The sequence below is a fragment of the Olsenella sp. HMSC062G07 genome (genome assembly GCF_001811895.1).
In the GTDB taxonomy this organism is placed as follows: domain Bacteria; phylum Actinomycetota; class Coriobacteriia; order Coriobacteriales; family Atopobiaceae; genus Olsenella_F; species Olsenella_F massiliensis.
The window spans coordinates 1-26643 of sequence record NZ_KV806944.1 but is presented as its reverse complement, the minus strand read 5'-3'; the positions used below and the strand labels follow the sequence as shown (position 1 = coordinate 26643).

Annotated in this window: 20 protein-coding genes; 16 read left to right on the top strand and 4 right to left on the bottom strand. The window is 61.1% G+C overall.

Annotation, left to right across the window (positions count from 1 at the left end):
• The first annotated feature begins 71 nt into the window (after positions 1-71).
• The 4 genes from HMPREF2826_RS00850 (at position 72) to HMPREF2826_RS00840 (ending at position 3863) form a co-directional block, all read left to right on the top strand.
• Positions 72-743, top strand: coding sequence for a response regulator transcription factor (locus HMPREF2826_RS00850; RefSeq protein WP_070638293.1), 672 nt, complete (start codon positions 72-74; stop codon positions 741-743).
• Positions 744-1874 (top strand): HAMP domain-containing sensor histidine kinase, encoded by a 1131-nt coding sequence (locus tag HMPREF2826_RS00845; RefSeq protein ID WP_070638290.1) that lies wholly within the window; start codon positions 744-746, stop codon positions 1872-1874.
• A 1060-nt stretch (positions 1875-2934) separates the two neighbouring features.
• The gene (locus HMPREF2826_RS09370) at positions 2935-3255 is read left to right on the top strand and encodes a restriction endonuclease subunit S domain-containing protein (RefSeq protein ID WP_168163956.1); all 321 of its coding nucleotides are present in this window, start codon (positions 2935-2937) and stop codon (positions 3253-3255) included.
• Complete coding sequence (locus tag HMPREF2826_RS00840) at positions 3213-3863, top strand: restriction endonuclease subunit S (RefSeq protein ID WP_070638288.1); 651 nt, start codon at positions 3213-3215, stop codon at positions 3861-3863. The genes HMPREF2826_RS09370 and HMPREF2826_RS00840 overlap by 43 nt, the downstream gene beginning before the upstream one ends.
• Here HMPREF2826_RS00840 and HMPREF2826_RS00835 read toward each other — a convergent pair.
• The 3 genes from HMPREF2826_RS00835 to HMPREF2826_RS00825 form a co-directional block, all read right to left on the bottom strand.
• A complete protein-coding gene (locus tag HMPREF2826_RS00835; protein WP_246824628.1) occupies positions 3856-4563 on the bottom strand; it encodes an ABC transporter permease in 708 nt (235 codons plus the stop codon). The genes HMPREF2826_RS00840 and HMPREF2826_RS00835 overlap by 8 nt on opposite strands.
• Before the next feature lie 65 nt (positions 4564-4628).
• Positions 4629-5354, bottom strand: coding sequence for an ABC transporter permease (locus tag HMPREF2826_RS00830; protein ID WP_070638285.1), 726 nt, complete (start codon positions 5352-5354; stop codon positions 4629-4631).
• Positions 5351-6148 carry an ABC transporter ATP-binding protein gene (locus HMPREF2826_RS00825; protein ID WP_070638282.1) on the bottom strand — a complete coding sequence of 266 codons (798 nt, stop codon included), beginning with the start codon at positions 6146-6148 and terminating at the stop codon, positions 5351-5353. Before HMPREF2826_RS00825 ends, HMPREF2826_RS00830 begins: the two co-directional genes overlap by 4 nt.
• Before the next feature lie 131 nt (positions 6149-6279).
• On the opposite strand from HMPREF2826_RS00825, the gene HMPREF2826_RS00820 reads away from it, so the two are divergent.
• Entirely contained in the window at positions 6280-6981 is a 702-nt protein-coding gene (locus HMPREF2826_RS00820; protein WP_070638279.1) for a response regulator transcription factor, read from the top strand.
• A 4-nt stretch (positions 6982-6985) separates the two neighbouring features.
• On the top strand, positions 6986-8347 hold the full coding sequence (locus HMPREF2826_RS00815; RefSeq protein ID WP_070638277.1) for a sensor histidine kinase: 1362 nt from the start codon (positions 6986-6988) through the stop codon (positions 8345-8347).
• Between the two features lie 301 nt (positions 8348-8648).
• On the opposite strand, the gene HMPREF2826_RS00810 is transcribed toward HMPREF2826_RS00815, so the two are convergent.
• On the bottom strand, positions 8649-9665 hold the full coding sequence (locus HMPREF2826_RS00810) for a helix-turn-helix transcriptional regulator (RefSeq protein WP_070638273.1): 1017 nt from the start codon (positions 9663-9665) through the stop codon (positions 8649-8651).
• A gap of 177 nt (positions 9666-9842) precedes the next feature.
• Here HMPREF2826_RS00810 and HMPREF2826_RS00805 point away from each other — a divergent pair, with 177 nt between their 5' ends.
• The 10 genes from HMPREF2826_RS00805 to HMPREF2826_RS00755 all read left to right on the top strand — a co-directional run.
• Complete coding sequence (locus tag HMPREF2826_RS00805) at positions 9843-11663, top strand: ABC transporter ATP-binding protein (RefSeq protein WP_070638270.1); 1821 nt, start codon at positions 9843-9845, stop codon at positions 11661-11663.
• Positions 11664-13397 (top strand): ABC transporter ATP-binding protein, encoded by a 1734-nt coding sequence (locus HMPREF2826_RS00800; RefSeq protein ID WP_070638267.1) that lies wholly within the window; start codon positions 11664-11666, stop codon positions 13395-13397.
• Positions 13398-13884: 487 nt separating this feature from the next.
• Positions 13885-14592, top strand: coding sequence for a hypothetical protein (locus tag HMPREF2826_RS00795; protein ID WP_070638264.1), 708 nt, complete (start codon positions 13885-13887; stop codon positions 14590-14592).
• Between the two features lie 54 nt (positions 14593-14646).
• Positions 14647-18003, top strand: coding sequence for an AAA family ATPase (locus HMPREF2826_RS09530; protein ID WP_083307156.1), 3357 nt, complete (start codon positions 14647-14649; stop codon positions 18001-18003).
• A 3-nt stretch (positions 18004-18006) separates the two neighbouring features.
• Positions 18007-19320, top strand: coding sequence for an McrC family protein (locus HMPREF2826_RS00785; RefSeq protein WP_070638258.1), 1314 nt, complete (start codon positions 18007-18009; stop codon positions 19318-19320).
• Complete coding sequence (locus HMPREF2826_RS00780; RefSeq protein WP_070638255.1) at positions 19308-19796, top strand: DUF6998 domain-containing protein; 489 nt, start codon at positions 19308-19310, stop codon at positions 19794-19796. The genes HMPREF2826_RS00785 and HMPREF2826_RS00780 overlap by 13 nt, the downstream gene beginning before the upstream one ends.
• Before the next feature lie 396 nt (positions 19797-20192).
• Complete coding sequence (locus HMPREF2826_RS09525) at positions 20193-20441, top strand: hypothetical protein (RefSeq protein WP_210388942.1); 249 nt, start codon at positions 20193-20195, stop codon at positions 20439-20441.
• 3 nt (positions 20442-20444) lie between these two features.
• A complete protein-coding gene (locus HMPREF2826_RS00770; RefSeq protein WP_246824627.1) occupies positions 20445-21029 on the top strand; it encodes a hypothetical protein in 585 nt (194 codons plus the stop codon).
• Positions 21030-21630: 601 nt separating this feature from the next.
• The gene (locus HMPREF2826_RS00765) at positions 21631-25758 is read left to right on the top strand and encodes a Cna B-type domain-containing protein (RefSeq protein WP_070638252.1); all 4128 of its coding nucleotides are present in this window, start codon (positions 21631-21633) and stop codon (positions 25756-25758) included.
• Between the two features lie 674 nt (positions 25759-26432).
• Positions 26433-26643, top strand: a 211-nt coding sequence (locus tag HMPREF2826_RS00755) for a helix-turn-helix domain-containing protein (RefSeq protein ID WP_148138287.1), incomplete at its 3' end; no start/stop codon positions are given.

The window sequence follows — 26643 nt, the reverse complement described above, 5'->3', positions numbered from 1 at the left end:
CGCGTCCCATTGGACCACACCGGCCATAAAATCCGTGTTAAGCGTGAGAGGGTCCGCACGAGGAGGGTGCCATGCGTATTTTGGTCGTCGAAGACGAGCGGGCGCTGTGCGATGCGATCGCGCGCAGCCTGCGAAAGCTTGCCTATAGCGTTGACTGCAGCCACGATGGGCGCCAGGCCCTGGACATGCTCGCCGTCGATAGCTTTGACCTCGTCGTGCTCGACCTCAACCTTCCCCATGCCGACGGCATGACGGTGCTCAAGGCCCTCAGGAAGGACGACCGCGAAACCAAGGTGCTCATCTTGTCGGCCCGCTGCGAGGTTGCCGACAAGGTGGCGGGCCTGGACGCGGGGGCAAACGACTACCTGACCAAGCCATTTCATCTGGACGAGCTCGCGGCGCGGGTCCGCAGTCTGACGCTCAGGCGCTTTACGCAAGACGATATCGTGCTGACCTGCGGAAGTCTTAGTTTCAACACCAAGTTGCGCACGGCGGCCGTCGGCGATGAGGTCCTGTCTCTGACCCGCAAGGAAACGGGGATCCTGGAGTACCTCATGCTCAACCAAGGGCGCCCGATAAGTCAGGAGGAGCTCATTGAGCATGTGTGGGACAGCAGCGTGAACAGCTTCAGCAATTCGGCGAGGGTGCACATCTCGTCGCTCAGGAAGAAGCTGCGCGGCGCCTTGGGGCACGACCCCATCCGCAACCGCATCGGAGAGGGCTATGTAATGGAGGAGGCCTAAGTGAGGCGACTCTCGCTGCAATGGCGCATCACGCTTATGACGGCGCTGCTTCTGTGCCTGACCTGCGTGCTCATGAACTGCCTGATCGGCTACTTGGGCATGCGCTCCATGGAGTCGATCGGCACCGGCCTGGCGGCCCACGGCGACGTCAACGGGGGCGACCCCACGTCGTTTGACCCGGCGAGCGAGGAGATAGACCACGAGCTCACAATCGTCGTGAGCGATGCGCAGGAGTCCTTTGGCACGGCCAGCTGGTGCATAACGGCAGCGATGACGCTGCTCGGGGGCATCCTGGCGTATTTCGTGAGCGGGTGTGCGCTCAGGCCGCTGAGGTCCTTTGCGGCCCAGGTCGAAAACGTGCGGCCCGACAACCTGGCTGACATGAAGATCACCGAGGACGTGCCGTTGGAGCTTGCGCGTTGCAGCGCATCGTTCAACGACATGATCGACCGCCTTGACGAGGGCTTTGTCGCGCAGCGGCAGTTCACGGGCAACGCCGCGCACGAGCTGCGGACGCCGCTGGCGCTGATGCAGGCACAGATGGAACTGTTTTGCTCCGAGCATCCCGACGCGCAGCCCGACACGGCCGGCCTGCTTGGCCTGCTGCAGGAGCAGACCGAGCGAATGTCTCAGATGACACGGACGCTGCTCGAGATGAGCGAGCTTCGCAGCGTCCCCTGCAACGACCTCATTGAGCTTGCGCCCATGGTCGAGGAGGTTCTCGCCGACCTCGCGCCCCTTGCCGAGCAGAGGGGCATCGCCCTCGCGTGCGACGGAGATGCCCAGGTACTTGGCAGCGACACCCTGCTGTATCGCATGCTGTTCAACCTGACCGAAAACGCCATACGATACAGCCGCGCCGACACCGCCGTCAGCGTCTCCGTCCGCACAGATGGCGATTGCGCGCGCGTGCGGGTGAAAGACAGCGGGCATGGGATACCCAGCCAGTACCAGAAGAGCGTCTTTCAGCCCTTCTTTCGTATCGACACGTCGCGCAGCAGGGCATATGGCGGCGTCGGCCTTGGCCTTTCGCTGGTCTGGGAGATCGTCTCCCTTCACGGCGGCACGATAGAGGTTGAAAGGAGCTCCGAGGACGGGACCACCATGCTTGTGACGCTCCCGCGCGGGTAAGGGCCGTTACGTGGGGCCATTACGTGGGGCCGTTGCGTGGCAACCACGCCCGCGACCTTGCCCCGGGCATTCGACACCGATGACCGCGACGTCGGGGGAAGGCCGTGTCGGCGCGTGCCGCGCGGGCGGTCCCATGGGCTCGGACGCCGCGACGTATCACGCCTATAGGTTTGAGAGCTACGGCATACTGCACGTATAAGTTTGAGAGCCGCATCACCATTCACCTATAGGTTTGAGAGGCCGAAGGACACAGACTGATAGGTTTGAGGGGGCCGGTGGCGCGTACCAATAGGTTTGAGAGTCCAAAAAGAACAAACTAATAAGTTTGCGAAATTGCTGCGGCGTTTGCCCAGGTAGAAATTCCCCCTTTTTCTCAAACTTATAGCTCTGCTCTGGAGAGGCCCTCAAACCCATAGGAATCCGTGTGCGTCGCCACCGATGCGCGAGACCTTCCACAGACACTATCGACAGCCCGCATCCTTGCTTGCGGTGGGCTCAGCCCGCGCCCCCTACCGACGCCGGGTCAGCCGTCGTGCGCCGACGGCTGCCTGCCCCGAGACGGCCTGGCAGCTAGCATCCTCCTGATGGGTGACCCCGGCGACGCCGGCACCTGACCCCATGCGAGACGAGCTCGCGTTCATGCTCAAGAGCCGCAGGCGAAAAACCTGCCAACCTACGGGGTGACAGTCCCGGCGCCATTTCGAGGCTCTGCATAGGTGGGCGGGTCTACGTCATGTCCTGAGTCTGCGCCCCGTCGAGCCGCTCTTCGACCGTCTCCCTCCCCATCGATCTCACCATCCATTGGACCGCCTTTCGTCCACGCGGGGCGGCGCAAAAACACCTGTCTCGATTTGCCATACGCAAAATCTATGCTTGCGTCACAAGCACCATTTCCGATGGGCTGCCCTATGAGAAGCGGACAGACGGCAAGGGCGAGGCGAAGTGCATCGAAGAGGAAGTTCCATTCGACCTACCCGAAGGATGGAGCTGGGCAAGGGTTGCAAGCATTTCCGATGAGCCATCATATGGCACATCTAAAAAATCAGATAGAGAAGGAGCAATGCCTGTTCTGCGAATGGGCAACATAACGCGTGTTGGCACAATTGATTATTCGGACCTTGTCTATACATCAGATGCAGACGACATCGCAAAATATGCCTTACATCCAGGAGATTTGATTTTCAACCGCACAAACAGTCGAGAATGGGTTGGCAAAGTTGCCTATTACGATGGCTCAATTCCCGCAATCTATGCAGGCTATCTCGTTCGCTTCAGGGCAATTCTCATCAATCCAAAGTACATCAATTACGCTATGTGCACGCAATACGAGCGCAACTGGTGTGCGAGCGTAAAGACCGATGGGGTCACCAATCGAATATAAACGCTAGAAAACTGAAGTCCTTCCTAATCCCCGTCCCGCCCCTGCCTGAGCAGCGCCGCATCGTCGACGCACTCGACAAATACCTGGCCCTGGTCGATGGGATCGAGCGGGACTGGGCGGAACTCGACAGCCTGTTCGCAAGGCTCAAGTCCAAGGTGCTCGACCTCGCCGTCCGCGGCGAGCTCGCCGAGCATGACCCGGGAGACGAGCCCGCATGCGAGCTGCTCGCCCGCATCCGCGAGGAGAAGCTCGCCATGGTGGGGCGCGGCGAGCTCAAGCCGAAGGACGTAAAGGGCGACACCGTGGTCTTCACCGCTTCCGATGGCCTGCGCTATGAGAAGCGCGCCGACGGCAAGGGCGAGTCGAGGTGCATCGAGGGCGAGATCCCGTTCGAGATCCCCGAGGGGTGGAGCTGGTGTCGTTTGCTTACGCCTGTCGCGCTTGATCCAAAGAACGATGTCGATGACGAAACACCCGCCAGCTTTCTGCCGATGGCGGCAATTGAAGATGATTTTCGCAATAAATATCATTCCGAGGTTCGACGCTGGAAAGAGATCAAGAATGGCTTTACCCAGTTCGCCGACGGCTTTCGTGTTTTCTCTACCTAGCTTCCTTCTTGCCAAATCGGAATACCGCCAGGGAGAGGAAGACCACAAGAAGCAGCGCTGCGCACAGGACAAAGGGGAAGGGTTGAAATGAGGTCGATGTCGCCCCGGCGGTGAAGTCGTGAAGCGAGCAGGAGACGAGGTAGCCGCTATAGCAGTATGGATAGGCTATCCATGCCGGGGTGTTCGCGACGAGGACGCCTGGGATGACGAGCAGAAGATTGAGCCCGATGGCAGAGAGGGGCTTCTCGAACGTCACCGTTATCGCCCACATGGCGGCGACGGAGGGGAGCATCGTGAGGAAAAGCCCGGCGCATGACTTTAACAGGTACGCAAAGGGCAGCGTTTCGCGGACCCCCGTCGCCTGAGTGACGGCAAGGCCGGCAAGCACGAAGACGGCAAAGAAGACGGCGACTTCCATCAGCAGGAAGAAGACGACCACCAGGAACTTCGCCAAGGAGAGCTTGTGGCGACTGACGGGGAGCGCGAGCATTTTCAATATGCCGTTGTGCGACGTTTCGCAGCCCGCAATCATCACGCACACGACGATCATGCTGAGTGGGAGCAGATAGTATGCATACACGAGCGCGCTTTGGACGAACATGGCAGACCACGCGTTCGTGTACTCGGGCGTGAGATAGCGGCCCAGGCTCGCCACGCCCGAGATGATCACGAGGATTGGCGCAATGAAGATGAGGGGCACTATCTTTGATCTCCGCACTTTAGCGAGCTCGATTCCGATAAGGCCCAAAGGCTCATGACCGCCTCCTACTCATAGTGACCACGCCCAGAGAGCCAGACGCCAGCCGCGAGAAAAACGGCCGTATGAACCGCCGATGCCGCAAGGACCGCGATGTCCGGCTGAGCGCTCATGGCGATTGCCGGCTTCAACATCACGACGAAGGGGTGCACCAGCGTCAGCGGAAGATCGACGCCGGCGAGCGCCACGGCGCTCAGAAAGCCCGCCACGCCCAGTCCGAGGGGAACCCACATGTTCTCAAACCGTGACGACACGAGCAGCATGAGCGTGAGCACGGGCATGGAGGTGGCGAGGGAGTATCCGGCGAACACAAGCACCTGGCCCATATCGCAAGAGGAAGGGGGCAGGCTGCTCGAGCCGATCAGGGCGAGCGCCCCGTTCTGCATCGCGACGGCGAGAAGAAGGCCTACCGCGAGGACGAGGAGCTTGCTCGCATATACCTTGGCCATGCTCAGGGGCATCACGAGCATTTTTTTGATGGCCCCACCTCTGAACTCCAGGCCATAGACCGTGCACGTTGCGACGATGGCGCCAAACATGTTGAGAACGACTATCATTCCATAGAGCTGCGTAAGCAAGATATCCATGGGGTCAAGTGGCAGGCTGAGCAGCGTCTCCCCGCGCACGAGAAAATTGGCGAATGCGTACAGGCTCCCCATGAGGCCGACGGCCGGCAGCACGACGGCGGCCCCTGTCCTGCGCTCCTTGCGCAGCTCGATCGATATCGCGCTCATAGGAGGGCCTTCTGCTTCCGCGCGAGGTTATCCTGCTCGATTATCGCGAGAAAGAGCTCCTCCAGATTGTCGGCCGCGTAACCCGAGGAGAGCGCTTGGGACCTCAGATTGTCAAGACTTCCCTCGTAGAGCATCTTTCCGTGGTTGAGGATGCCGATGTCGTCAGCCATGAGCTCTATCTCGGACAGCATGTGGGACGAGACAAGAATCGTGCAGTCGTACGTCGTCGGAAGGGACTTTATGAGGTTTCGTATCTCGTGGATGCCAACCGGGTCCAGCCCGTTCGTCGGCTCGTCGAGGATGAGGATTGGTGGCCTTCCGAGAAGCGCGCCGGCAAGCCCCAGCCGCTGCTTCATTCCAAGAGAGTACTTTTTTGCAAGACGGCCTCCAAACTCTGCCAACCCGACAAGTTCCAAGGCCTCGTCAATCGAGCTTTGGGGTAGGCCCAATATCCTTCGAATGACGTCGAGATTCTCCCTGCCCGTCAGGTTCGCGTAGAAGGAAGGCGACTCGATGAAGGAGCCTGTCTCCTTGAGGATTGCCGTCTTGTCGCCTGGAAAGCGCATGCCGTCAATTTTGAACTCTCCCGCCGTAGGAGCGGTGAGCCCAAGGAGCATCTTCATGGTTGTTGACTTTCCCGCTCCGTTGGGTCCGAGAAACCCGTAGACGCTTCCCTTCCTCACATGCATGGAGACGCCGTCTACGGCGACGAAATCCTTATAGCGCTTCGTCAGATCGCGCGTCTCGATGATGAGGGGAGGATGATGTGCCTGCTTGAAATGCGCGCGCTTCATCGCGGCTCCTTTCGTCATAAAAACAAGGTATCCGCCCCATCTGACATTCTGCGGTCGGACGCGTGACTTTTTCCTTACTTTTGCCGACGGCCCTAACGAGGGCCTGTATCCTGTTCGAAGGGAGGCTTTGCATGGACAACTCTCCTTGGCATGGAAAAAGGCTGCTGCTCGTCGACGACGAGCCAGAGCTGCTGGCATTTGTTTCTGACATACTGACCGACGCCGGGTTCACGCACGTGTTTGTCGCCTCCAATGTGGCAGATGCGCTCGACCGCTTTGGTGAAGTACGGCCGGACCTGCTGGTTCTGGATGTGATGCTCCCCGACGGCGACGGCTTTTCGCTCATGCGGAAGGTGCGCAAGACGTCGGATGTTCCGGTGATATTTCTCACGGCAAAGGACGAGCCCATCGACAGGGTCTCAGGGCTTGGGCTGGGAGCCGACGACTATATCCCCAAGCCCTTTCTTCCCCAAGAGCTTTTGCTGCGCGTCTATGCGGTGCTCAGAAGGACGTATCCTGCAGGCGCCGCCCGGGTCCGGCTGGACTTCTGTGTGATCGACTTCGATAAGGCCGAGGTTGTCAGGGATGACGGGCCGGTTGCGCTTACGGCAAAGGAGTACGCCCTGCTGGAAGTCCTTGCTCGAAACCAGGGCAACGTGGTTACGACTGACGTGATTTGCGAGGCGTTATGGGGAGGGAACGCCTTCGGATACGAGAACCCCCTCAACGCTCACGTTCGGCGCGTGCGCGAGAAGATCGAGCGCGACCCCTCGCATCCGGTATCGCTCGTTACCTTCAAGGGCCTCGGATACAAGCTGAATACGTGCGGGTGACGCCATGAAGACCCTCCATTCGTATATCGCGAGAAACCTCGCCTCGTTCGCCGCCCTCATAGTCGGCCTGATCGTGATGAACGCCTTGGTTTTTGGGCTCTTCTTCTTTGATGCGATCGGAGGCAAGACGAGAGAGGCATCGCCGACATCCCTGCTCGATTTCGTCGAGGGCGCCTCCGATGCTTCGGGGGTATCCGCAGAGGCCGAGAGGGAGCTGCGGAGCCGGAGGATATGGGCGATGTTCATTGAGGCGGGTGGGGACTGCGCGTGGTCGGTGGACTTGCCCGAAGAGGTCCCCCGCCATTACGGCCTGCAAGACGTGGCGCGCTTCTCCAAGGGGTATATCGCCGATTACCCTGTCTTTGTGCGCACTACCAGCGATGGTCTGTTGGTCGTGGGCTATCCCCAAGACAGCTTTATGAAGATCATTAGTAACTACATCCCCATCTGGGCCGTAAGGGCGCTTCCTGCCTTTGCGACAACGATGGTCGTCCTCGATGTGACCTGCCTCTTCCTTGTCTTTTGGTTCTCTAAGAGGCGCATCTTGTCCGGCCTGGAGCCCATCGCGGATGCGGTCGAGGCGTTAGGGACGGGCAAGGCGGCGGGCCCCCTGCCGAAAGGGGTGCTTACCAGCCTGTCTGAAAGCGTCGCTCGCGCATCCGAGCTCGTCGTCAAACAGAACGAGGCGCGAGTCGACTGGATAGCCGGAATATCCCATGACATTCGGACGCCGCTCACCCTCATCATGGGGAATGCGCAGCTCATCGCCCAGGACGGCTCCATCGCCTCTGAGACAGCCGATCGCGCCTCCGTCATCAGCGCTCAGAGCGCGAAGATTGACGGCCTCGTCAACGACCTCAACTTGGCCTCACGGCTGGAATATGACGCGCAGCCTTTCCACATGGCGCAATCGAGACTGGCGGAGGTCATCCGAAAGACGGCCGCCGACGCAATCAACGCATCCAAGGGAAAAGATTTCTCGATAGAGATAGAGGCAGACGGAGCGGCCGAGGGAGCGATCGTCGAGTGCGATGAACGCCTGATCAGACGGGCGATGGGCAATGTCATCCAAAACAGCATCGTGCACAACCCGCAGGGTTGCCGGGTACGCATCAATCTGAGCACGACCGATACAGATGCTCGTATCATCATCGAGGACGACGGGGTCGGGATGGCGGCACGCGAGCTGCAGACCCTTTCTGAAAGGCAGAAGCGCTCAAGCAGAGTTGACGAGAGCCTCGACCGTAGACACGGGCTGGGCTTGCAGATTGCCTCACGGGTGGTGAGGGCCCATGGCGGAAGGATATCCTTTTCCTCTGCCGCTGGCGGTGGTTTCAAGACGACGATGACGCTTCCCCTCCGTTGAGGAGGCGTACGAGCGTGGGGCCTGGTACGGTCGTCGCTACGTAACGGGCCGTGGGCAAAAGCTGGGGCAGGACCGCTTTCGCAGCCCCGCCCCGCAAAATCCTGAGGTTTTATAGCTGGATACATCATGGACCGCCTAGATCCATCTGCCACACGCCTTTAGTAAAATTTGGGAATAACATTCCCATTTTTCACCGCTCTAACTCAAATCGATTTCTGAGGACCGCTGGTTTGGCCAGAAAAAGTGCCATTCTTGGGGAAACTCAAAAGGGGCGTTTCAGCTGTTCACGGCGCCTCTCTCATTACTTCTGTGCAAACTCGCAATGCTTTTGGGATGGTTCGATTTGTGGGCGCTCCAGACGGCAACACCGCCACTGCGTGGGGGAGCAGCCGAACATTCGACGAAATGCCTCGTCGAACGCCGAGGTGCGCGCGTATCCCACCGCGCGCGCTACGCGCGCCACGTCCGTCTCCCCGGAGCCGAGCAGGCTGCAGGCGGCGCTCATGCGCTCCGTCCGAAGGCGCTCTGCCACGCCCGCCCCGCGTACACTCCTGAAAGCATCGTAGAGGCGCGAGCGGCTCACGAAAAGCTCATCTGCAATCGCCTTTGCGGTAAGCCCCTCGGAAAACCGCGCCGAGATGATCTCCTCCGCCCGCTCCACGATCGCGCGATTCGTCCGTCCCGCTTCGTCTTCGAATCCAGTGTGGGAACAGGCCGAGAGGGCGGTTGCCGCCTCGAGCGCTTTTGCGTGAAAATACGGCGCCGCTCCTGGCAACGAGGCCCGTTTAGGGTTGAATGACCTAAGAATGGCGCGAACCTCGGCGGAAGGGCTTGCGGATCCGAACGCGCGCATTGTCGCCTCCGCGTCCCCAAAATCGTCGGGGAACCTCTTCCTCAGACCTTCAAAGTAGCCGGGTGTGTAGGTGATGCTCGTCGACTTGTAAAGGTCTCCCGCCTGCATCAGGCAGCGCGTGGTCCCGCCCGCTTGGGAGAACGAAAGGACGTTCTCGCGTTCCGCAGTCACTTCGGTGCGCGCGTTCGGCAGCAACCGAAGCGTCGCCGACGACCCCGAGAAGACGCAGAAGAAATCCGTCGGGCGCTCCTCGAGGATGAGCGGCTTCTTCAGGCGAATCGAGTGCATGTTGACGAGGCAGTCCTCTCCGAGCGCCGCCGTCCAGAGAAACCCTTCCCCGAGCGATTCCGGAAGCGTCGCGTACAAGCCGCTGCGAACGGATTCCATCCTGAGGGACAGTTGCTCTATCTGCGGTTCCACGAACGTTCGTAAATGCTGTGGGATGGCTGCTCGTAGTGCGCTCATGCTCGATCTCCTGCGGTTTCGCGATTGTCTTGATTCGTTTCGCGAACGTCCCCGTTTCCAGGCCGTGGAAATGGCGAACCCAGGCATGATGGTATGTTAACTGCAACTAACTATCAAGTGCATCGAAGACGCTGCTTTCATCGGAGCGTCGCACGAGATCAAGATCGGAGGTTTCGTATGGACAAAAAGGAGGGGCCATCCCGCAGACGCAGCGCCGTGTCGCGGCTGCTCGATTTCGCCGGGCCGCGCAAAGCACTCACCTACCTGGGCTGCACGCTCTCCGCGATCTCCATGGTCGTGGGGTTTGGGCCCTACGTATGCATCTGGCTGGTGGCGCGCGACCTCATTGCCGTGGCTCCCTACTGGAGCGCGGCCACGGGTATCGCAGTGTACGGCTGGTGGGCCTTTGGGCTTTCCATCGCGTCTATCCTGCTGTACTTCGTAGGACTCATGTGCACGCATCTGGCGGCGTTCCGTTGCGCGGCGAACATGCGCAAGAGGGCGACTGAGCATCTGATGCACGCGAGCCTAGGGTATTTCGACACGCATGCGAGCGGTGCGCTGCGACGCGTGGTGGACGGCTGCGCAGCAGAGACGGAGGGGATGCTTGCCCACAAGCTGCCCGATACCGCTGGTTCGGTGGCGATGATCGTGGGCATGCTGGTGCTGTTTTTCGTGTTCGACTGGCGGCTGGGTCTTGCATGTCTGGTGCCGGTGATTCTCTCGCTCGTCTGCATCTTCTACATGATGGGCGGACGCGGCATGGGATTCATGACGAGGTACATGGAATCGCTCGTCAAGATGAACAAGACGGGCACCGAATACGTGCGCGGCATCCCTGTGGTGAAGGTGTTCCAGCAGACGGTGCATTCGTTCAAGGCGTTCCATGACGCCATCGAGGAGTTCACCCGTCTTGCGCAGGACTACGCGGTGAAATGGTGTCGCACGCCGCAGTCGTTGTCGCTGACCATCATCAACGGCGTGGCGCTGCTCTTGGTGCCGGTGGCTATCCTTCTGGCGCCGGGCGAGGGCGATTTCGGCACGTTCCTGGCTAACTTCGCGTTCTACGCCATCTTTTCGGCGGTCATCCCCACTGCCATGACGCGCGTGATGTTCATGTCGGATGCGCTGCAGTCGGCCACCGATGCGGTGAGGCGCGTGGAAGAGGTGCTGGCGGCTCCGATGATAAAGACACCCACCGCGCCGAAGGAGCCGGCCGACACCTCCATCGTGTTCGACGACGTTAGCTTCACGTACGAGGGAGCCGACGAGCCCGCGCTGTCCCATGTGAGCTTCAGCGTGCCGGCGGGGTCAACCGTGGCGCTGGTGGGACCGTCCGGCGGAGGCAAGACCACGGCGGCCAGCCTGGTGCCTCGTTTTTGGGACGTATGCGCGGGGCGCGTGCTGGTGGGTGGTGTGGATGTGCAGGGCATGGACCCGCACAGGCTGATGGAGCACGTGGCGTTCGTGTTTCAGGCAAACCGCCTGTTCAAGCAGAGCGTGCTTGAGAATGTGCGCGCGGTGCGGCCCGATGCCACACGCGAAGAGGTCGCCCGTGCGCTTTCCGCCGCCCAATGCGACGACATTATAGAGAAGCTGCCTAACGGCGTAGACACCGTATACGGTGCGGCGGGCGCTCATTTCTCCGGCGGCGAGGTGCAGCGGCTCATGCTGGCGCGCGCCATCATGAAAGATGCGCCCATTGTGGTGCTGGACGAGGCAACGGCCTTCGCCGATCCGGAAAACGAGGCCAAGATACAAAGGGCATTCTCCGAGCTGGCGAGTGAGCGCGGTGGCAAGAAGCGCACCGTGTTGATGGTGGCGCATCGACTTTCCACCGTACGCAAGGCCGACAAGATCGTGGTGCTGGACGCCGGACGCGTGGCGGAACAGGGGACCCACGACGAGCTGCTGGCGGCGGGTGGCCTGTACGCACGTATGTGGGCGGACTACGAGCGCGCCGTCAGCTGGAAAATCACGTCCGAGGAGGTGGCGTAGATGTCTATCAAAGAGAAATACGGCCTCACCGACGAGGGCGTGCGCAATGTCAAGCTGGGTGCCACGTGGACGGCGGTATCGAACATTGCGGTGTTTGCGGGCGTGGATATCCTATTCCTCGCGATGGGGGCATTTGTCGACCATGCGATAAGTGGCGCACCGCTGCCCGATCTTCTGCCGTATCTGACGGGGCTTGTCGTGTTCATAGTGGTGTTGTTCGTCACCGAGTACTTCGCCTACTACTACCAGTACGGCGTCATATACAACGAGAGCGGCCGACAGCGCATCGGGCTGGCAGAACGTCTGCGGAAACTCCCACTGTCATTTTTCGGGCGGCGTGATTTGGCCGACCTCACCGAGACCATCATGGGCGACGTGAAGACCATCGAGCATGCCTACAGCCATGTACTGCCCGAGCTGTACGGCGCCTACATCATGCTGGGCGTGGCGGCGGCGGGGTTGCTGGTGTTCGACTGGCGACTGACCATCGCGGCGCTGTGGAGCGCGCCGGTGGCGCTGGGGCTGCTGTTCGGCGCACGGGGCATCCTGGCGCCGCTCATGCGCGAGACGCGTATGAAGAACATTGCCGTGTCCGACGACATCCAGGAAGCGCTTGAATGCGTGCGCGAAGTGCGCGCCACCAACCAGGAGGAACGCTACCTTGAACATATCCGCGCCGACGTGGACGCCGCCGAAAAGCAGACCATCAAGGGCGAGCTGATGATGGGCATCTTCGTGAACGGCGCGCAGATCATGCTGCGCCTGGGGCTTGCTACCACAATCTTGGCGGGTGCAGCGTTCGTGCTTGACGGCACGTGCGGCTTCATGACGCTGTTCTGCTTCTTGCTGGTGGTGTCGCGCATCTATGCACCGTTCGACCAGTGTCTCATGCTCATCGCCGAGCTGTTCGCGGCCAAAACGGCGAGCCTTCGTATGAAGAGCTTCTTCGAGGAGCCTCTGGCGCAAGGAGGCAATGACTACGCGCCGCAGGGCCATGACGTCGTATTCGACGACGTGTCGTTTTCCTATGAGGGCGGCGAGCAGGTTCTCGCGCACGTGGGATTCACGGCGCGCGAGGGCGAGGTTACCGCTCTCGTAGGACCCAGCGGAAGCGGCAAGTCGACGTGCGCGAAGCTCGCGTGCCGCTTCTGGGACGCAACGTCCGGTCGCGTGACCGTGGGCGGCGTCGACGTGGCTACGGTCAACCCCGAGGTGCTGCTGGGGGACTTTTCTATGGTGTTCCAGGACGTCGTGCTGTTCGACGACACCGTGATGGGCAACATCCGCCTGGGCAGACGCGGCGCATCCGACGAGGAGGTGCTCGCCGCAGCGCGGGCTGCCAACTGCGACGGGTTCGTCTCCCGCATGCCGCAGGGCTACGCCACGATGATCGGCGAGAACGGCGTGCGCCTTTCCGGCGGAGAGCGCCAGCGGATTTCAATTGCGCGAGCGCTGCTCAAGGGTGCGCCTATCGTCTTGCTCGACGAGGCGACCGCGTCGCTTGACGTGGAGAACGAGACGGAGATACAACAGGCGCTCTCGAGGCTGCTCGCTGGCAAGACCGTCATCGTAATAGCCCATCGCATGCGCACGGTGGCGAATGCTGACAAGGTGGTGGTGCTCGACTCCAGACGCGTTGCCGAGCAGGGCGCCCCGGCCGGGCTTATGGAGCGGGACGGCCTGTTTGCCCGCATGGTCCGCCTGCAGCGGGAAAGCGCCCAATGGACGCTGTAGGAAATCGTCGGGGCGCTAACGAGGGTTGCCCGTCCCCGCGTCCGAGAGTCATACGAAGACTAGCTTGAGGCCATCCTCGTCGTCCGCGCCGAGCGGGGATGGTGCCGAAACGTCGACATCGCCGAGCGCCCAGGCATCACGAAACCGAGCGTCACCAAGGTGCCGAGGAGCTCGCAAGCCTTCCGTCATCATCGTCTTTCGTTGGCTTGCGAGTTCTTCGGTTCGCGCCGGTTCCGTTCGCGACGTTTCAGGCTCGTTGGCGACCATGCCCGTTTGCCATAAAATGCCGACGGCATGGCACGAATCGGCAACAACGATTGCGGGGGAGGCTGCATATGGACAGGGAGGAACTGGACGAGCTGATGGCGATTGCCCCTAAGATTCGCTGGATGCCGAGAAGATTCTCTTCGCGCTTGAGCAGGTACCCGAGGGCTTCAACACCACCACCTGCCGCCAGGCACATGCTGTGCTCGGCTATGGAAGCGAGATGGATACCGCCTACCTGTTCGACCTGCACGCCGCCATCATGCTGCTCTTTGAGACCCATGGCCTCAGGCTCGACATGAGCCGCCACGACAACAAGGTCGAGGGGCTGCCATTCAACCTCGATTACGACGTCTGGCACCGCAAGGACGCCGCCTCCAACGGGATGTTCGACCAGCGCCTTGTTGACTTCCTCACCATGTGCGCCCATGACTACGACAAGTGGGTTGCGCGCGGACTCGGCTCTTCCGTAAACGAGACGAACGCATCGGGCAGGAAGTTCGGCGACGTCGAGTACCTGAGCCTTGAGGACAGGAGGGCGATGCACGTCTACGAGGCACACGGAGGCGGTCTGCGCGACGAGTATGTGCAGGACCACATAAATTCGCTTGTCGGAACAGTGGACTACTTCAAGAACGTGGCCGAAGATCGCGGAGAGAGATTCGAGCGCGATGTCGAGGTTGCTTATGTTGCGCACGACGTATCAAGGCTAATCCGATTCAAGGACGGCCATGCCGAAGAGATTGGCAGCATCCCGTTTACGTTCCGCTTCATGACCTTCTACGATCTACTCGAAGAGGCTGGCGGCATTGATTATGTGTCAGAACAAACGGACCTATTTGACGAACTCGTCCACCATCGCATTTCAAGGCTGCCTGACAGCTATTCACTAAAACAAAGGTATTTAAAGATCATATCAAAGAAAGACTGAATCTTGATTGCCTGATGCAAGGGTCTATCGCATCGAGAAAGGGCGGTTCTCTTGATGGCCAAACCAAAATTCAGCTGGATACCAGCCTACGAGGAGATCGCAACCACGCTTCTCGGATACGAGGAGCGGCAGGACGAACTCTGCAGTGTCGTCGAGGAAATCCTCGGAGAGCATTACGAGCAGATGGATCCGCTCACGTTCTTCTCCATGTTCAACGGGAAGAGGAAGAACTTTGACAAGCGCGTCGAGGCCGTGAGGACGATCATTGAGCGGTTCGGGCTGAAATTGCCTGCGCCCACCGAATTCGACGGTCTGCCCGTAACCAACCCGCAGCGCTGGCGCTTCTGGGACGGAAAGCCCGACACCATCCGTCACAACTGGCAGCTCTTCCGCTGCGCCGTGACCTACGCCGACGGCAAGGCAGATGAACGGGCGGAGCTCATGCGGCTCTTCGACGTCGTTCACGCGCAGGGCAACGTCGGCGACGCGAACCTGACCATGGCCCTCTTCTGGGCGAGGCCGAGGACCTTCCTGCCCATAGACAACAACACGCGCACCTACCTCTGGAACTGCTACGACGTAGCCGTGCCCACGCCGCTCAAGGGCGACGCCTACCTCGCGCTGCTCGACGAGGTGCGGGAGAAGGCGCAGGCCGACTTCACCACCGTTTCACACGAAGCGTGGGAGCTGGGCGGTTGGGTGCCGGCGCCCAGTGAGTACGATCCCGCGATCTCTGCTGACAAGTGGGAGGAGCTGCTGCGCGACAAGGACTTCACGTCCGCCAACACGCTCACCGCGCTGCGGTGCCTCGCAAAGCACCCCAAGGGCGTGACGTGCGCCGAACTCGACGACGACTACGGGCGCGGCTCGAACTTCTACAGCAACAACGTGTCGACCTATGGCGAGAACGTCTGCAAGAGGCTCGGCATAAGCCCCCGCGAGATTGATGGTGCCGGGAAGTACTGGCCCGTCACCTGCGTCGGCAGCTACGTCGGGAAGTCGAGGCACGGGTCCTTCGAGTGGCGGCTTCGCCCCGAGCTTGCCGAGGCCATCGGCAGGATCGGCGAGGGCGACGCTCCGCTCGTAGAGACCGAGGTGCGCGAGCGGGCCGCCTTCAGCAGCGAGAGGCTCGCGAGGCTCGTCTCGCTCTACAAGCAGGACTTCCCGCGCTTCCGGGTGCCCGGCGACGAGGAGGGCGACCACGAAGCCTACAAGTGGCGTGACGCGAAGGCCTACCAGGACAACTGGGACATCGAGGCCGAGGGCGAAGACTTCGCCGAGCACCTTCGCGCGGCCCTCAAGCCCTCCGCCACCGGGCAGGGGCAGCTTCTGGGCAACGGGTTCTCCTACCCGTTCGGGCGCCTCTCCAAGCTCGTGGACTTCGACGCCGACGGAATACGGGACGCCTTCAAGGTGCTCTTCGACCCCGAGCGCCCGCTGCGCGACGCCTACACCGGCTTCGTGGACGCCGTAGATGCGGTGCTGCAGGAGCACAACGAGACCGCCGACAAGCCGCTGGAGGGCAGCCACCAGACGCCATCGGCCGTGAGCCTTTACCTCGCCTTCGAGATGCCCGACAGGTACCACTTCTTCAAGCCCACCGTGGGCAGCGACTTCGCCAAGTGCGTCGGGGCGAAGCTGCCTGGAAACCCGGTCGCCAAGTTCCTCACCTACGAGAGCCTGGCCGATGCAGTCCTGCCCGAGCTGATGAAGGACACCGAGCTCGTGGCCCTCAGCGACAGCGCCCTCACGGAGGAGGAGCGCGCCGCCGATCCTGCCCACCACCTGATGCTGCAGGACGTTGCCTACTACGCGTCGCGCTACATGAAGACGTGGCACACGGACTGGGCCGATCTCCTCGACGGAGAGACCCCCGGGGAAGACAACGACGAGATGGCGTTCGAGGGCGTCACCTACCCGAGGAACATGATCCTGTACGGCCCCCCGGGCACCGGCAAGACCTACCGGACCCGCGCCTACGCCGTGGCGATCTGCGACAGGCGGCGCGTCGAGGACGTGCTGGATGCCATGGCAGACCCCGACGGGTTCGCCGAGGTGGCCGAGCGCTACGACAAGCTGGTGACGGAGGGGCGCATCGGCTTCACCACCTTCCACCAGTCCTACGGCTACGAGGAGTTCATCGAGGGGCTACGTCCCGAGTACGACGAGGACAAGGGCGTGGTGACCTACCCGCTGCGCAAGGGCGTCTTCCGTGACTTCTGCGAGGCAGCCGAGGACGTGGTGGCCGTGGCCTCCGCCGAGGACGGCGTGCCGAGGTTTGCCGGCAACCCGCGCCCGCGCGTGTGGAAGATGGGCCTCAAGACGGGCGGCGTTGCCGACCTGCTGGAGAGGTGCCGCACCGAGGGCAGCCTGCGCATGGGCTGGGACGACGTGAGCCCCGACGAGGTAGACGACTCCAAGGACCTCTCCGACCAGAACAGGCGCGCCATAAACGCCTTCCAGGAGGAGATGCAGCCGGGCGACTTCGTCGTGATACCCGGCGCCGTGAGCAGCCGCTACGACGTGGCCGTCGTGACCGGCGACTTCGAGTGGGACGAGTCGGTGCCCGGCGCCAGGCGCAAGAGGGACGCGCAGTGGCTCGACGGCGTGGCAAAGAACGACTTCCTGCCGCTCAACGGCGGCAAGGCGCTGACGCTGCAGACGGTCTACGAGCTGACGCGCGTGAGCCCGTCGAAGCTGCTCGAAGCCATGGGAATGAACGACGAGGCCAAGGCGTCGCCCCAGGCAAGCAAGCCCTACGTGTTCGTGATCGACGAGATCAACAGAGGCAACGTGTCCAAGGTCTTCGGAGAGCTCATAACGCTCCTCGAGCCGAGCAAGCGCAAGGGTGCCCCCGAGGAGACCTTGGCGAGGCTGCCGTACTCCGGCGAGATGTTCGGCGTGCCGGGCAACGTGCACGTGCTGGGCACCATGAACACGGCCGACCGCTCGATCGCGCTCATGGACACCGCGTTGCGACGCCGCTTCGAGTTCGTGGAGATCATGCCCGAGCCAGGGCTGCTCGCCGGCATCGAGGTCGAGGGCGTGGACGTGGCGCGCATGCTCGCCGTGATGAACGCGCGCATCGAGCTGCTCTACGACCGCGAGCACACGCTGGGGCACGCCTACCTCATGGACCTCGCCGCGGAGCCATCCGTCGAGCGGCTGGCCAGGGCCTTCGAGACCAGGCTGATACCGCTTCTGCAGGAGTACTTCTTCGACGACTACGGCAAGATCCGCTCGGTGCTCGGCGCCGCCGCCGACCGCTTCATCGAGCAGGGCAACGACGCGAGCGTGTTCTGGGGGGAGGACGCCGACGAGTACGACCGCCTGAGGTCCTACCGCGTGAGGCGGGCGCCCCGCGAGGCCGACGCGTACGCCCTCATCTACAAGACGGGACGGGAGGGCTAGGCCATGGCCTTAAGGCACGTGGTCGCCAGGGAGTACGAGTACCTGGTACCCGCCGAGCTGGGCAGGACAAACTGCCACGACGTCGGGGCCGACAGCTTCGCGTCGCTGCGCGAGTTCGCGCTCTCCAACCGCGAGGGCGACAGCCCGCTGGAGCTCATGCGCCTGTGCTCGCCCAGGGGCATCGGCGAGGCGATCCAGCTGCAGAACTACGTGGGCGTGGTAGAGCTCCGAGACGGCCTGCAGGTGGAGGTCCTGCCCAAGATAGACGTCGCCCCGGGTTCGGGCATGGGCGACCGCGAGGTGTTCGCCCGCATGCTCGAGGAGCTCGGCACCGATGTGTCGTTCCGCTCGTTCGACCGCACGGGCCTCACCACCGGCAAGGCGCCCCTCTTCGAGGTCTTCGTCTCCATGTTCCTCGACGAGGCGGCCGACCTCGTAAGGCGCGGCATACGATCCGCCTACGTGGCCGTGGAATCCGAGGAGAAGTACGTGCGCGGCAAGATCGACTTCTCCCGCGAGGCCAGGAAGGGCGCGGGGCGCGCGCACATGACCAACCTCGTTCACGACGAGCTACTGCCCGACCGGCCCGAGAACAGGCTCGTGAAGGCGACCTTGCTTTATCTGCGCCGCAACTCGCGTGACAACGGCAACGTGAGGCGGGTGATCCAGCTCTTGCCCGCCTTCGAGGGCGTGGAACGCTGCACGAACATCGATGCCGACCTCGCACGGTGCATAGACGACCGCTCGACCAGGGCGTACGGCACGCTGATCGTCTGGTGCCGGGTGTTCCTGCGCGGCGAGAGCTTCATGATGTTCAAGGGCGAAAGCGTGGCCACGGCGCTGCTGTTCCCCATGGAGAGAGTCTTCGAGGACTACGTCGGCAGATTGCTCAAGCGCAGGGCCCTGCATGATCCGCTCGTCGAGCGCGTCGAGCTGCAGGCAACCGGCCAGTGGCTCTTCGAGGGCAGGCGCGTCTCGCTGCGCCCCGACATCCTCTGTGGGTGCGCCAACGGGCGCCGCGTCGTGCTCGATACCAAGTGGAAGCACGTCTTCGGCCCAAGGGATTTGTCGGTGGCGGACATGCACCAGATGTACGCCTACGGGCAGCGGTACCGCGCCGAGGACGAGGGTATGCAACACGTCGTCCTTCTCTACCCATGGCATGAGGGCGTGAAGCCTGGGCTGATGCCCGAGGGCAGGCACGTGAGCAGCGACGGCGTGCAGGTGGACATTTTCTTCTTCGACCTTTCCAACGCTGCAGATAACATCACGTCACTCCTCGAAACGATCGAATCGCTTGCAGGATGCAGGGAGTAGGCACCCTGGGAGAAACCGCAGGCAGCAAGAAGCTTGCCGAGATCATCCGACGCTTGTACGGCATCGTCGGTGAGTTGGAACATGACTACCATGACCAGCACCGCCACTTTACGCTGGACGGGCATCTGATCGGAAGCACCGGCGAGGTCTACGCGGCCGAAAGGTACGGCATCGACCTCTTCGTCTCGTCAACGCCCAGACATGACGGAACATCGCCGGACGGGAGGCTCGTGCAAGTCAAGGCCACTCAACGCGGCAGCGTGGCCTTGAACGAGAACCCGGACTTCCTGATTGTTCTCAAGATCGATGGGGACGGCGAGATAAGCGAGGTGTACAACGGACCCAGTCAATCCGTCTGGAACTTGTTCGAGAACCGAGCAAGGCCGAAGAACGGCCAATACCAAGTGTCGCTCTCGAAGCTCAAAGCCCTGAACAAAGCGGTTGATGAGAGGGACAGGATACCCGCGCTGACGTAAATACGCACCAGCTTGTGACACCCCAAGACAATGCCCGTACCGATAAAGGTGCGGGCATTGTTCGTCTCTGCCCGCCTTACGAGACGAAAGGCAGGACAGAACATGGACGGTGAGACCAATGGCGGTCAGGAAGCCACGCAGGGCGCGCAGGACCAGGCGCAACAGCAGGGCCAAGAGCAGCAGGAAACGCAATAGGGCCAGTCGCAGGTAAGCGGCAGCGAGACCGACTACGAGAAGCAAATCGCCGAGCGCGACGAGAAGATCGCCTCCCTGGAGGCTCAGGTTGCCGAGGCAGCCAAGAACGCCGAAACCGCCGAGCAGCTGCGCGGCGAGATCGCCGAGCTCAAGGCCCAGGGCGAGAGCGACCGGATCGACTTCAGGCTGAAGCTCGCGGGCGTGCGCAACGTGAAGGCGGCACGCGCCCTGCTCTCCGACCACGGCAACGACGTGGACAAGCTCAAGGAGGCAGAGCCCTGGCTCTTCGAGGCCACGGGCAAGCACGCCAAGGGCGGCAGCTCTGCGGGTTCCGGCACGACCGGGCTGCCCAACGCGGGCGCGGCCAGCGACGAAGGCAAGACGCTCAAGCACTGGCGCGAGATCGCGGGCCTCACCGACGATGACGACGACACCAAGAAGGAGGGCTAAGAGATGCCTAGCAACAACATCGCGTTCGCACGCAACTACACATCCGTAATCGACGAGGTCTACCAGCGCGCATCCGTGTCCGGCTGCCTGAACAGCGGCCGCCGCATGGTGCGCGCAAGCCACAACGCAAAGGAGATCCTCATCCCGAAGATCTCCGTGACGGGCCTCGGGAACTACACCAGAAACGTCGGCTACAAGACCGGCGCGATCACCTACGAGTTCGAGACCAAGACCTTCAACTACGACCGCGGCATCCGCCTGTTCGCGGACGTGATGGACGTGGAGGAGGCCGGAGTCAACGACTGCTTCGTCGAGGCCGGCGCCGAGCTGCAGCGCACGCAGGTGGCGCCCGAGGCCGACGCCTTCACCTTCGCGCAGATCGCGGGGCACGCCGGCGTCGAGGTCGCCACCGACGACTTCTCGCAGGCCTCCGCACCGGACGTGCTGGCCGAGCTCCGCGAGGTCACCAGCGTCATGGACGAGGAGCAGGTGACGCTGGGAAGCCGCTACCTGTTCATCAGTTGCAGATGTCGCGCTTCTCGTCGAGCGAATAGCTCTCGGGCGAGTACAGACAGAGGTCGGCCTTAAAGTAGGCCATGTCCTCGGCCTGCTGGAACTCGGTCCATTTCTCGTCGTTCATCATGGTGGTCATATCGGCGATCCTTTCGTTTCCCCCTCCGTGCAAAACCCGGAGGTCGCGGGTGAATCTTGGAAGACTTCTGGAAGACATTGGGAGAAAAACCAGTGACGCCCAATGTCCCCCAGCGGTACCAGTGTCATCAAGAAACGCCTGCTAGGAGCACTAGTGACGTATCGTGTCGCCTTCTGTCATGTCGTTAAATGCCGCTCATAACCCGAAGGTCGCAGGTTCAAATCCTGCCCCCGCGACCAACATGCAGCGTCTAACAGCGAATATTCTTGGGTTGAGATTGTCATTTTGCCTGCGTGATTCCCTCTCAATCTGCAGGAAAGCTCACAGAGCAAATTTGGCATAAGAGTCATCGTAGCTGCTCCAAAGTAGGAAATAGCGTCATAGTTCGCTCGCACCAACGGCGACGCCCAAAGCGTCTCATAGTTCCCATCATCTTCGCCCTCGCCGAATAAGTGCAGGGACTCATCCCCCAGCTCAGCACCGAGAGATGCGGTTTTTGTTACAATGCGCCTATCATTTGCCTGAAAAGGAGCTGCAATGAAACTCAAACGTCGCATCTCGATGCTCACCATGGCGATGATGACACTGCTCGTGGGCGCAGTGTCCATCGTGCTACCAAACTACGCACGCGCTGCCGGTTCACAAGATAGAACGGCACTTATCAGCCCCACGCTGAAGGGCGTGGTCTCGCAAAACGGTCAGCCGGTCACTGACACCGTGGACCCCAAACAGCCCTTTGATGTGAACGTCACCTTCAGCTTCCCCATTATCAAAGATACTATGATTGGGACGCCTGCGGCAGGAGGCATCACTGATGCATCCCAGCAGGTCAACGATGGTGACTATGCAGAATTCAGCTTGGGCGAGAACTTTAAAGCGACCGATGCGTCCGGCCACTCCGTTCCCGTCTACCTGCAGGCGCCAGGCAGCCCTGATAACGGCAAGCAGGTTGGCACCATCACGCTCACTCAGGACGGGGACGGCCCTGTCACGGCTCGCATGACCTTCCATGACCCCAACGGGCAGTTTGAGTTCGAAAGCGATGGCAGAAGGGACCTCACGGTCCACTTTACCGGCCATTACCAAGCTTCCGAACAGTCCTCGCAAACGCCCGGCAGCAACAACCGGTTCGTCAAAGTGCTCGATAAGACCTACCACTTCCCCACCGTAGAAGAGAAGATTCAGTACAACCTCACTAAAGCGGGCGTCCTGGACGATGCGTCCACCAAAGAGTCCATCACCTGGATAAGCACTGTAAAAAAGACGTCCAGCGCCGGAGCCACCAGCCTTGGCGGAGAGACGTTTACCGACGACCTCTCGGCTGTTGGTGAGTACGTCGCGGGAAGCTTTACCGTGAATAACCGGGCCATTGATGATGCCCTGGTCTATGACGCAGCGACCAAGACCGTGACGTACGTCTTCCCCAATGACTTCCAAGGCTCAACCGCCAAGATTAGCTTTCAAACCAAGGTGCCCGACCCTGCAACCACCGCCTCGGTGACCAACGAGGCCACGCTCAAGATTCCAAATACCGAAGAAAAGCGGGACAAGACCACGGTTGTCGTGCATCACCCGCTCGAACTCAAGAAAAACCTCCAGAAGATTGACGTCAACAAGGACACCGGCGAGCGCGAGGTCATCTGGACCATCGTTGCCGGCGCCCCATATGAGAGCTACGGGCCGGCCTGGGTCGGGGACATCCTCAGTGGGTCGCTTGACAACCAGGCGGCACCCAAGCGCGTGGACGTCACCTATGAACACAGCATGACCGGGGAAGACGGCAGCTGGAGGCAGGTCACCGATGTACAGAAGCCCGCTGATCCCACGTCATTTCCCAAGTTTCCAGAGGGGGAAGACAAGACGTGTCCGGACCTATCTGCCTACAGCGCAGAACTGTATGAGCTCGGCACCGGATGGCATGAGCCCACCAAGCCAAAGCAAGCAAACGATGAGTACAAGCCCATCGAGAACCGTTGGTTCTTCATCAAGAGTCTCAGTGGCCTGTACCGCATCACCGTCAAACAGATATATGACGCAAACACTGAGATCGGACCGCTCAAGAATGATGCCGAGATACACACCTGCGCCGATGTGGTGTATCCCAAGAACCCGCCCGTCTACAGCGGTCTGGCAACCATCGAAAAGCACGCCACAAAAAGCTATACATCCACGGTGCTAAACCAGGGGTTGCTGCCGTGGTCGGTGACGGTGGACTTCACCAACGTCTTTCCGTCTGACGAGCGCTTTGCCTATGAATGCTTCTATTACGGAAGCGAAGACGCCTTCAATGCAGAGAAGAACGCCCTCCAGGTGCAGGGCTCATTTGACCAGGACCTGCTGAAAAAGCTGATTGCAGGCGAGCGGAACGAGACCTTCTTCAACTTCAATCAGGCGTATGTGCCGGGCTCGCTGAGCTACAAGGACGAGAACGCCACAGCAGGCCAGCCGGGCGCACAGCTTGCCGAGACGGTGCTTCCCATCGTGAATGCCAGCGGCACCAAGGTGGGTGAAATCGTCAAAATCAGCGGGTTCTCGCACATCAAGAAGTACACCTTTACCCTCAACACGCGGGCACAAAACATCGTCGAGCATCTGCAAAAGACACTGAATGGGTCCTTTGAACTCAGGTATAAGAACACCGCCGTGCTCGCCGTGGGCAGCGGCGCGACCCTCAAGACCCTCTCCGCTGTCGATAGATACGAACTGCCGGGCAATCTCCTCGACAAGTTCGCCATGGAATATGACGCCAAGCTTGACAAGATGGACGATGTCAGCAAGAACGGCTGGAAGAGCTCGTGGCGGGATTTCATCACCGGGATACCTGAGGTGGACCCTACCAAGACCTTCAACCACAAGGACCGCACCATCCTCTTTCGCATCGACGTGAACCCACAGGGGCTCAACCTGAGCGATTACCTCGCCCAGCTTGGGGGCACCAAGCCTGCGGGCGACTTCACCAAGCTCACGATTCAAGACTCCCTGCAAGACGGCCTCACGCTGCTGCCTGTCGAGGATGGCGGGCCTGACTACTACCTCTATCAGGCCGAGCCGGGCACACCTGGCTTCATCGACTACGGCGGTGTCGTTATCCCGGGCAGCGCGCCGTTTGCCTCGTTCATGCCTCCAGGAAAGGCTGTTAAGAAGCTGACGCCTGACCAGGCCAAGCTTACGTTCGACAAGGCGAACATGACTTGGACGTTCAATCAGTACGACGGAACGCCTTACTTCATCGTCATGCGCGCCAAGGTGTCGGAAGACGTCTTTGAGAAGCTTATGAAGAGCACGCCTCAGGGCGAGGAGATTACTTTCAAAAACAGCGTAACCCTCACTGCAGGCGACCAAAAGCTCGCATCGGCAACAGGCTCTGCCTCGGTTACCTCCACTATGCTTTCCAAGCAGGCGCCAAAGGTGGTGGGAGACCGCCTTGCGTGGAGCTTCGATTACAAGCCATTCGACATCACGCTTCACGATGTGGTGATTAAGGACACGCTGGACAAGAATATCGGCATTCCTATTGACGAAAAGGGCAATGCCGTCTTGGAGAATTTCACCATTCAACGATCCAACCAGCTGGCCGCAAGTGGCGAGTATGAAAACTACACCCCGGTTACCGTGGTGACCGGCACCCCGCAAGACGGCGAGGTTGGGCTTCGCTATGACGTGCACGAGCACACCATCACCTTCACGCTGCCCGAGACGCCCGAGGGTGCGCTGCCCTATGCCTACCGATTCGAGTATGCGACCATCCTCAAGCCGGTCGATTTGACCGCCGATGTAATTAACAACCACGTCGAGCTCAGCGCCGAGCAGGAGAAGCCCGGCGCCAGCGGCCATGCGGAACTGAAGACGCAGAAATACGCCGCCTTCGCCACCATTCAGAATTATCCCTACGCCGTCATCAAGAAGGTCGATGAGCAGGGCAACCCGCTCGCAGGGGCCGTCTTCCAGTACACCGATAACACCGGACAAACCGTCAACTCGTTGAGCGATGCCAACGGCGTGCTCTATGTAATCAAACTTGCCGAGGGCACCACCACCGTGACCGAAACGACGGCTCCCGATGGGTACCTCAGGCTCAGGGACCCGCTGCAGCTTGAGGTGACCGGCAACGACGTCAAGGTGACGAAGGCGCCCGATGACGCCGAAGGCACGGGAAGCTTCGATAGTCCACTGCTGGTGAAGAACAAGAAGGTCGCGACGACCACCATCGCCGTCACCAAGCAGTGGCAGAACGACACCCCTGCAGAGCGCCCCTCCTCTATCACCGTCACCCTGATCCGCAATGGCCAGCCCACGGATAAGACGCTGGTTTTGGATGCCGAGCACGGATGGACGGGAAGCTTCGAGCAGCTCCCGGTGCTCGATGAGGACGGAAGCCCCGTGGTCTATACGGTGGACGAGATCGCCGTCGAAGGGTACGAATCCACCATCGTCGGCAACCAGGGGGCGGGCTTTACCATCACCAATACCAAGCCGGGCGAACCTCCCGAGCCGGGCAAACCTCATGAGCCCGGTACGCCTGAGCAGCCCAAGAAGTCTGAGAAGTCGCCCCTCCCCAAGACGGGCGATACCACCAGCACCTATGGTCTGGCAGGATTGGCGCTCACCGCCGCGCTGGGTGCGCTCTTCCTGGGGCGTCGCCTCAACTCAAAGCGCATCAGATAGGCTCAAGGCACCCGGCGCCACACGGCTCGAGCGCCACAGAAAAGCAGGACCGGGAGGGCCCCAAGGGCCCTCCTTTTTTACTACGAGCAGGACATTGTCAGGAGGCACAATCGGGCCCGGCCCCTACCCTCCCGACTTCAACCCCGCCAGGACCGTCACTTTCCGCAACGACCGCCAGGACCGGGAACACACCCGCCTCACCGTCACGCACGAGCTCGCGCACCTTGCCCTCATGCACCCGGGCACCGGCGAGGACATATGCGAGCGCGAGGCAGGCATCATACCGATCACCGTCGTGTCCATGTCCATGGTGACCCTTTGGGCGAGCTCGGGCAGGTCGGCGTCTTTCCGTTTGAAATAACCCGCGACCGCGTCGCGGACGAGCTGGGGATCCGCCCCCCTCGGAGGCCCTCTGGGAAATGAGGTCGGCCACCGCACGCTCGGCGCAATACGCCTTCACGGTGCCCCCTCCCGGGGACTTCGCCTCGACGATGCCGCGCTCGTAGATATCGGGAGAGACCCGGTGGATCCTCGCATCGGGACGCTCCCGGGCGAGGCCGTGCGGATATTGGTAGTGCGGTTACATGTACGCATGTTAAGACCCGTTGCTGGCGGCAACGGGGCTGTGCGGCATATAAAAAGGACGGCGAACAGCTGGAAAGGAGGTCGTTCGTATGTTGAACGAGAACATCAAGGCTTTCAGGAAGGCAAAGGGCCTTTCGCAGGAAGAGCTCGCCATCAGGCTAAACGTCGTCCGTCAAACAGTATCCAAGTGGGAGCAGGGCAGGTCGGTGCCCGATGCCGACATGCTCATCGCCCTCTCGGAAACACTTGAAACTCCCGTGAGCGCCCTGCTTGGCGAAGCCGTCGTTGAGGAGGCCCCCG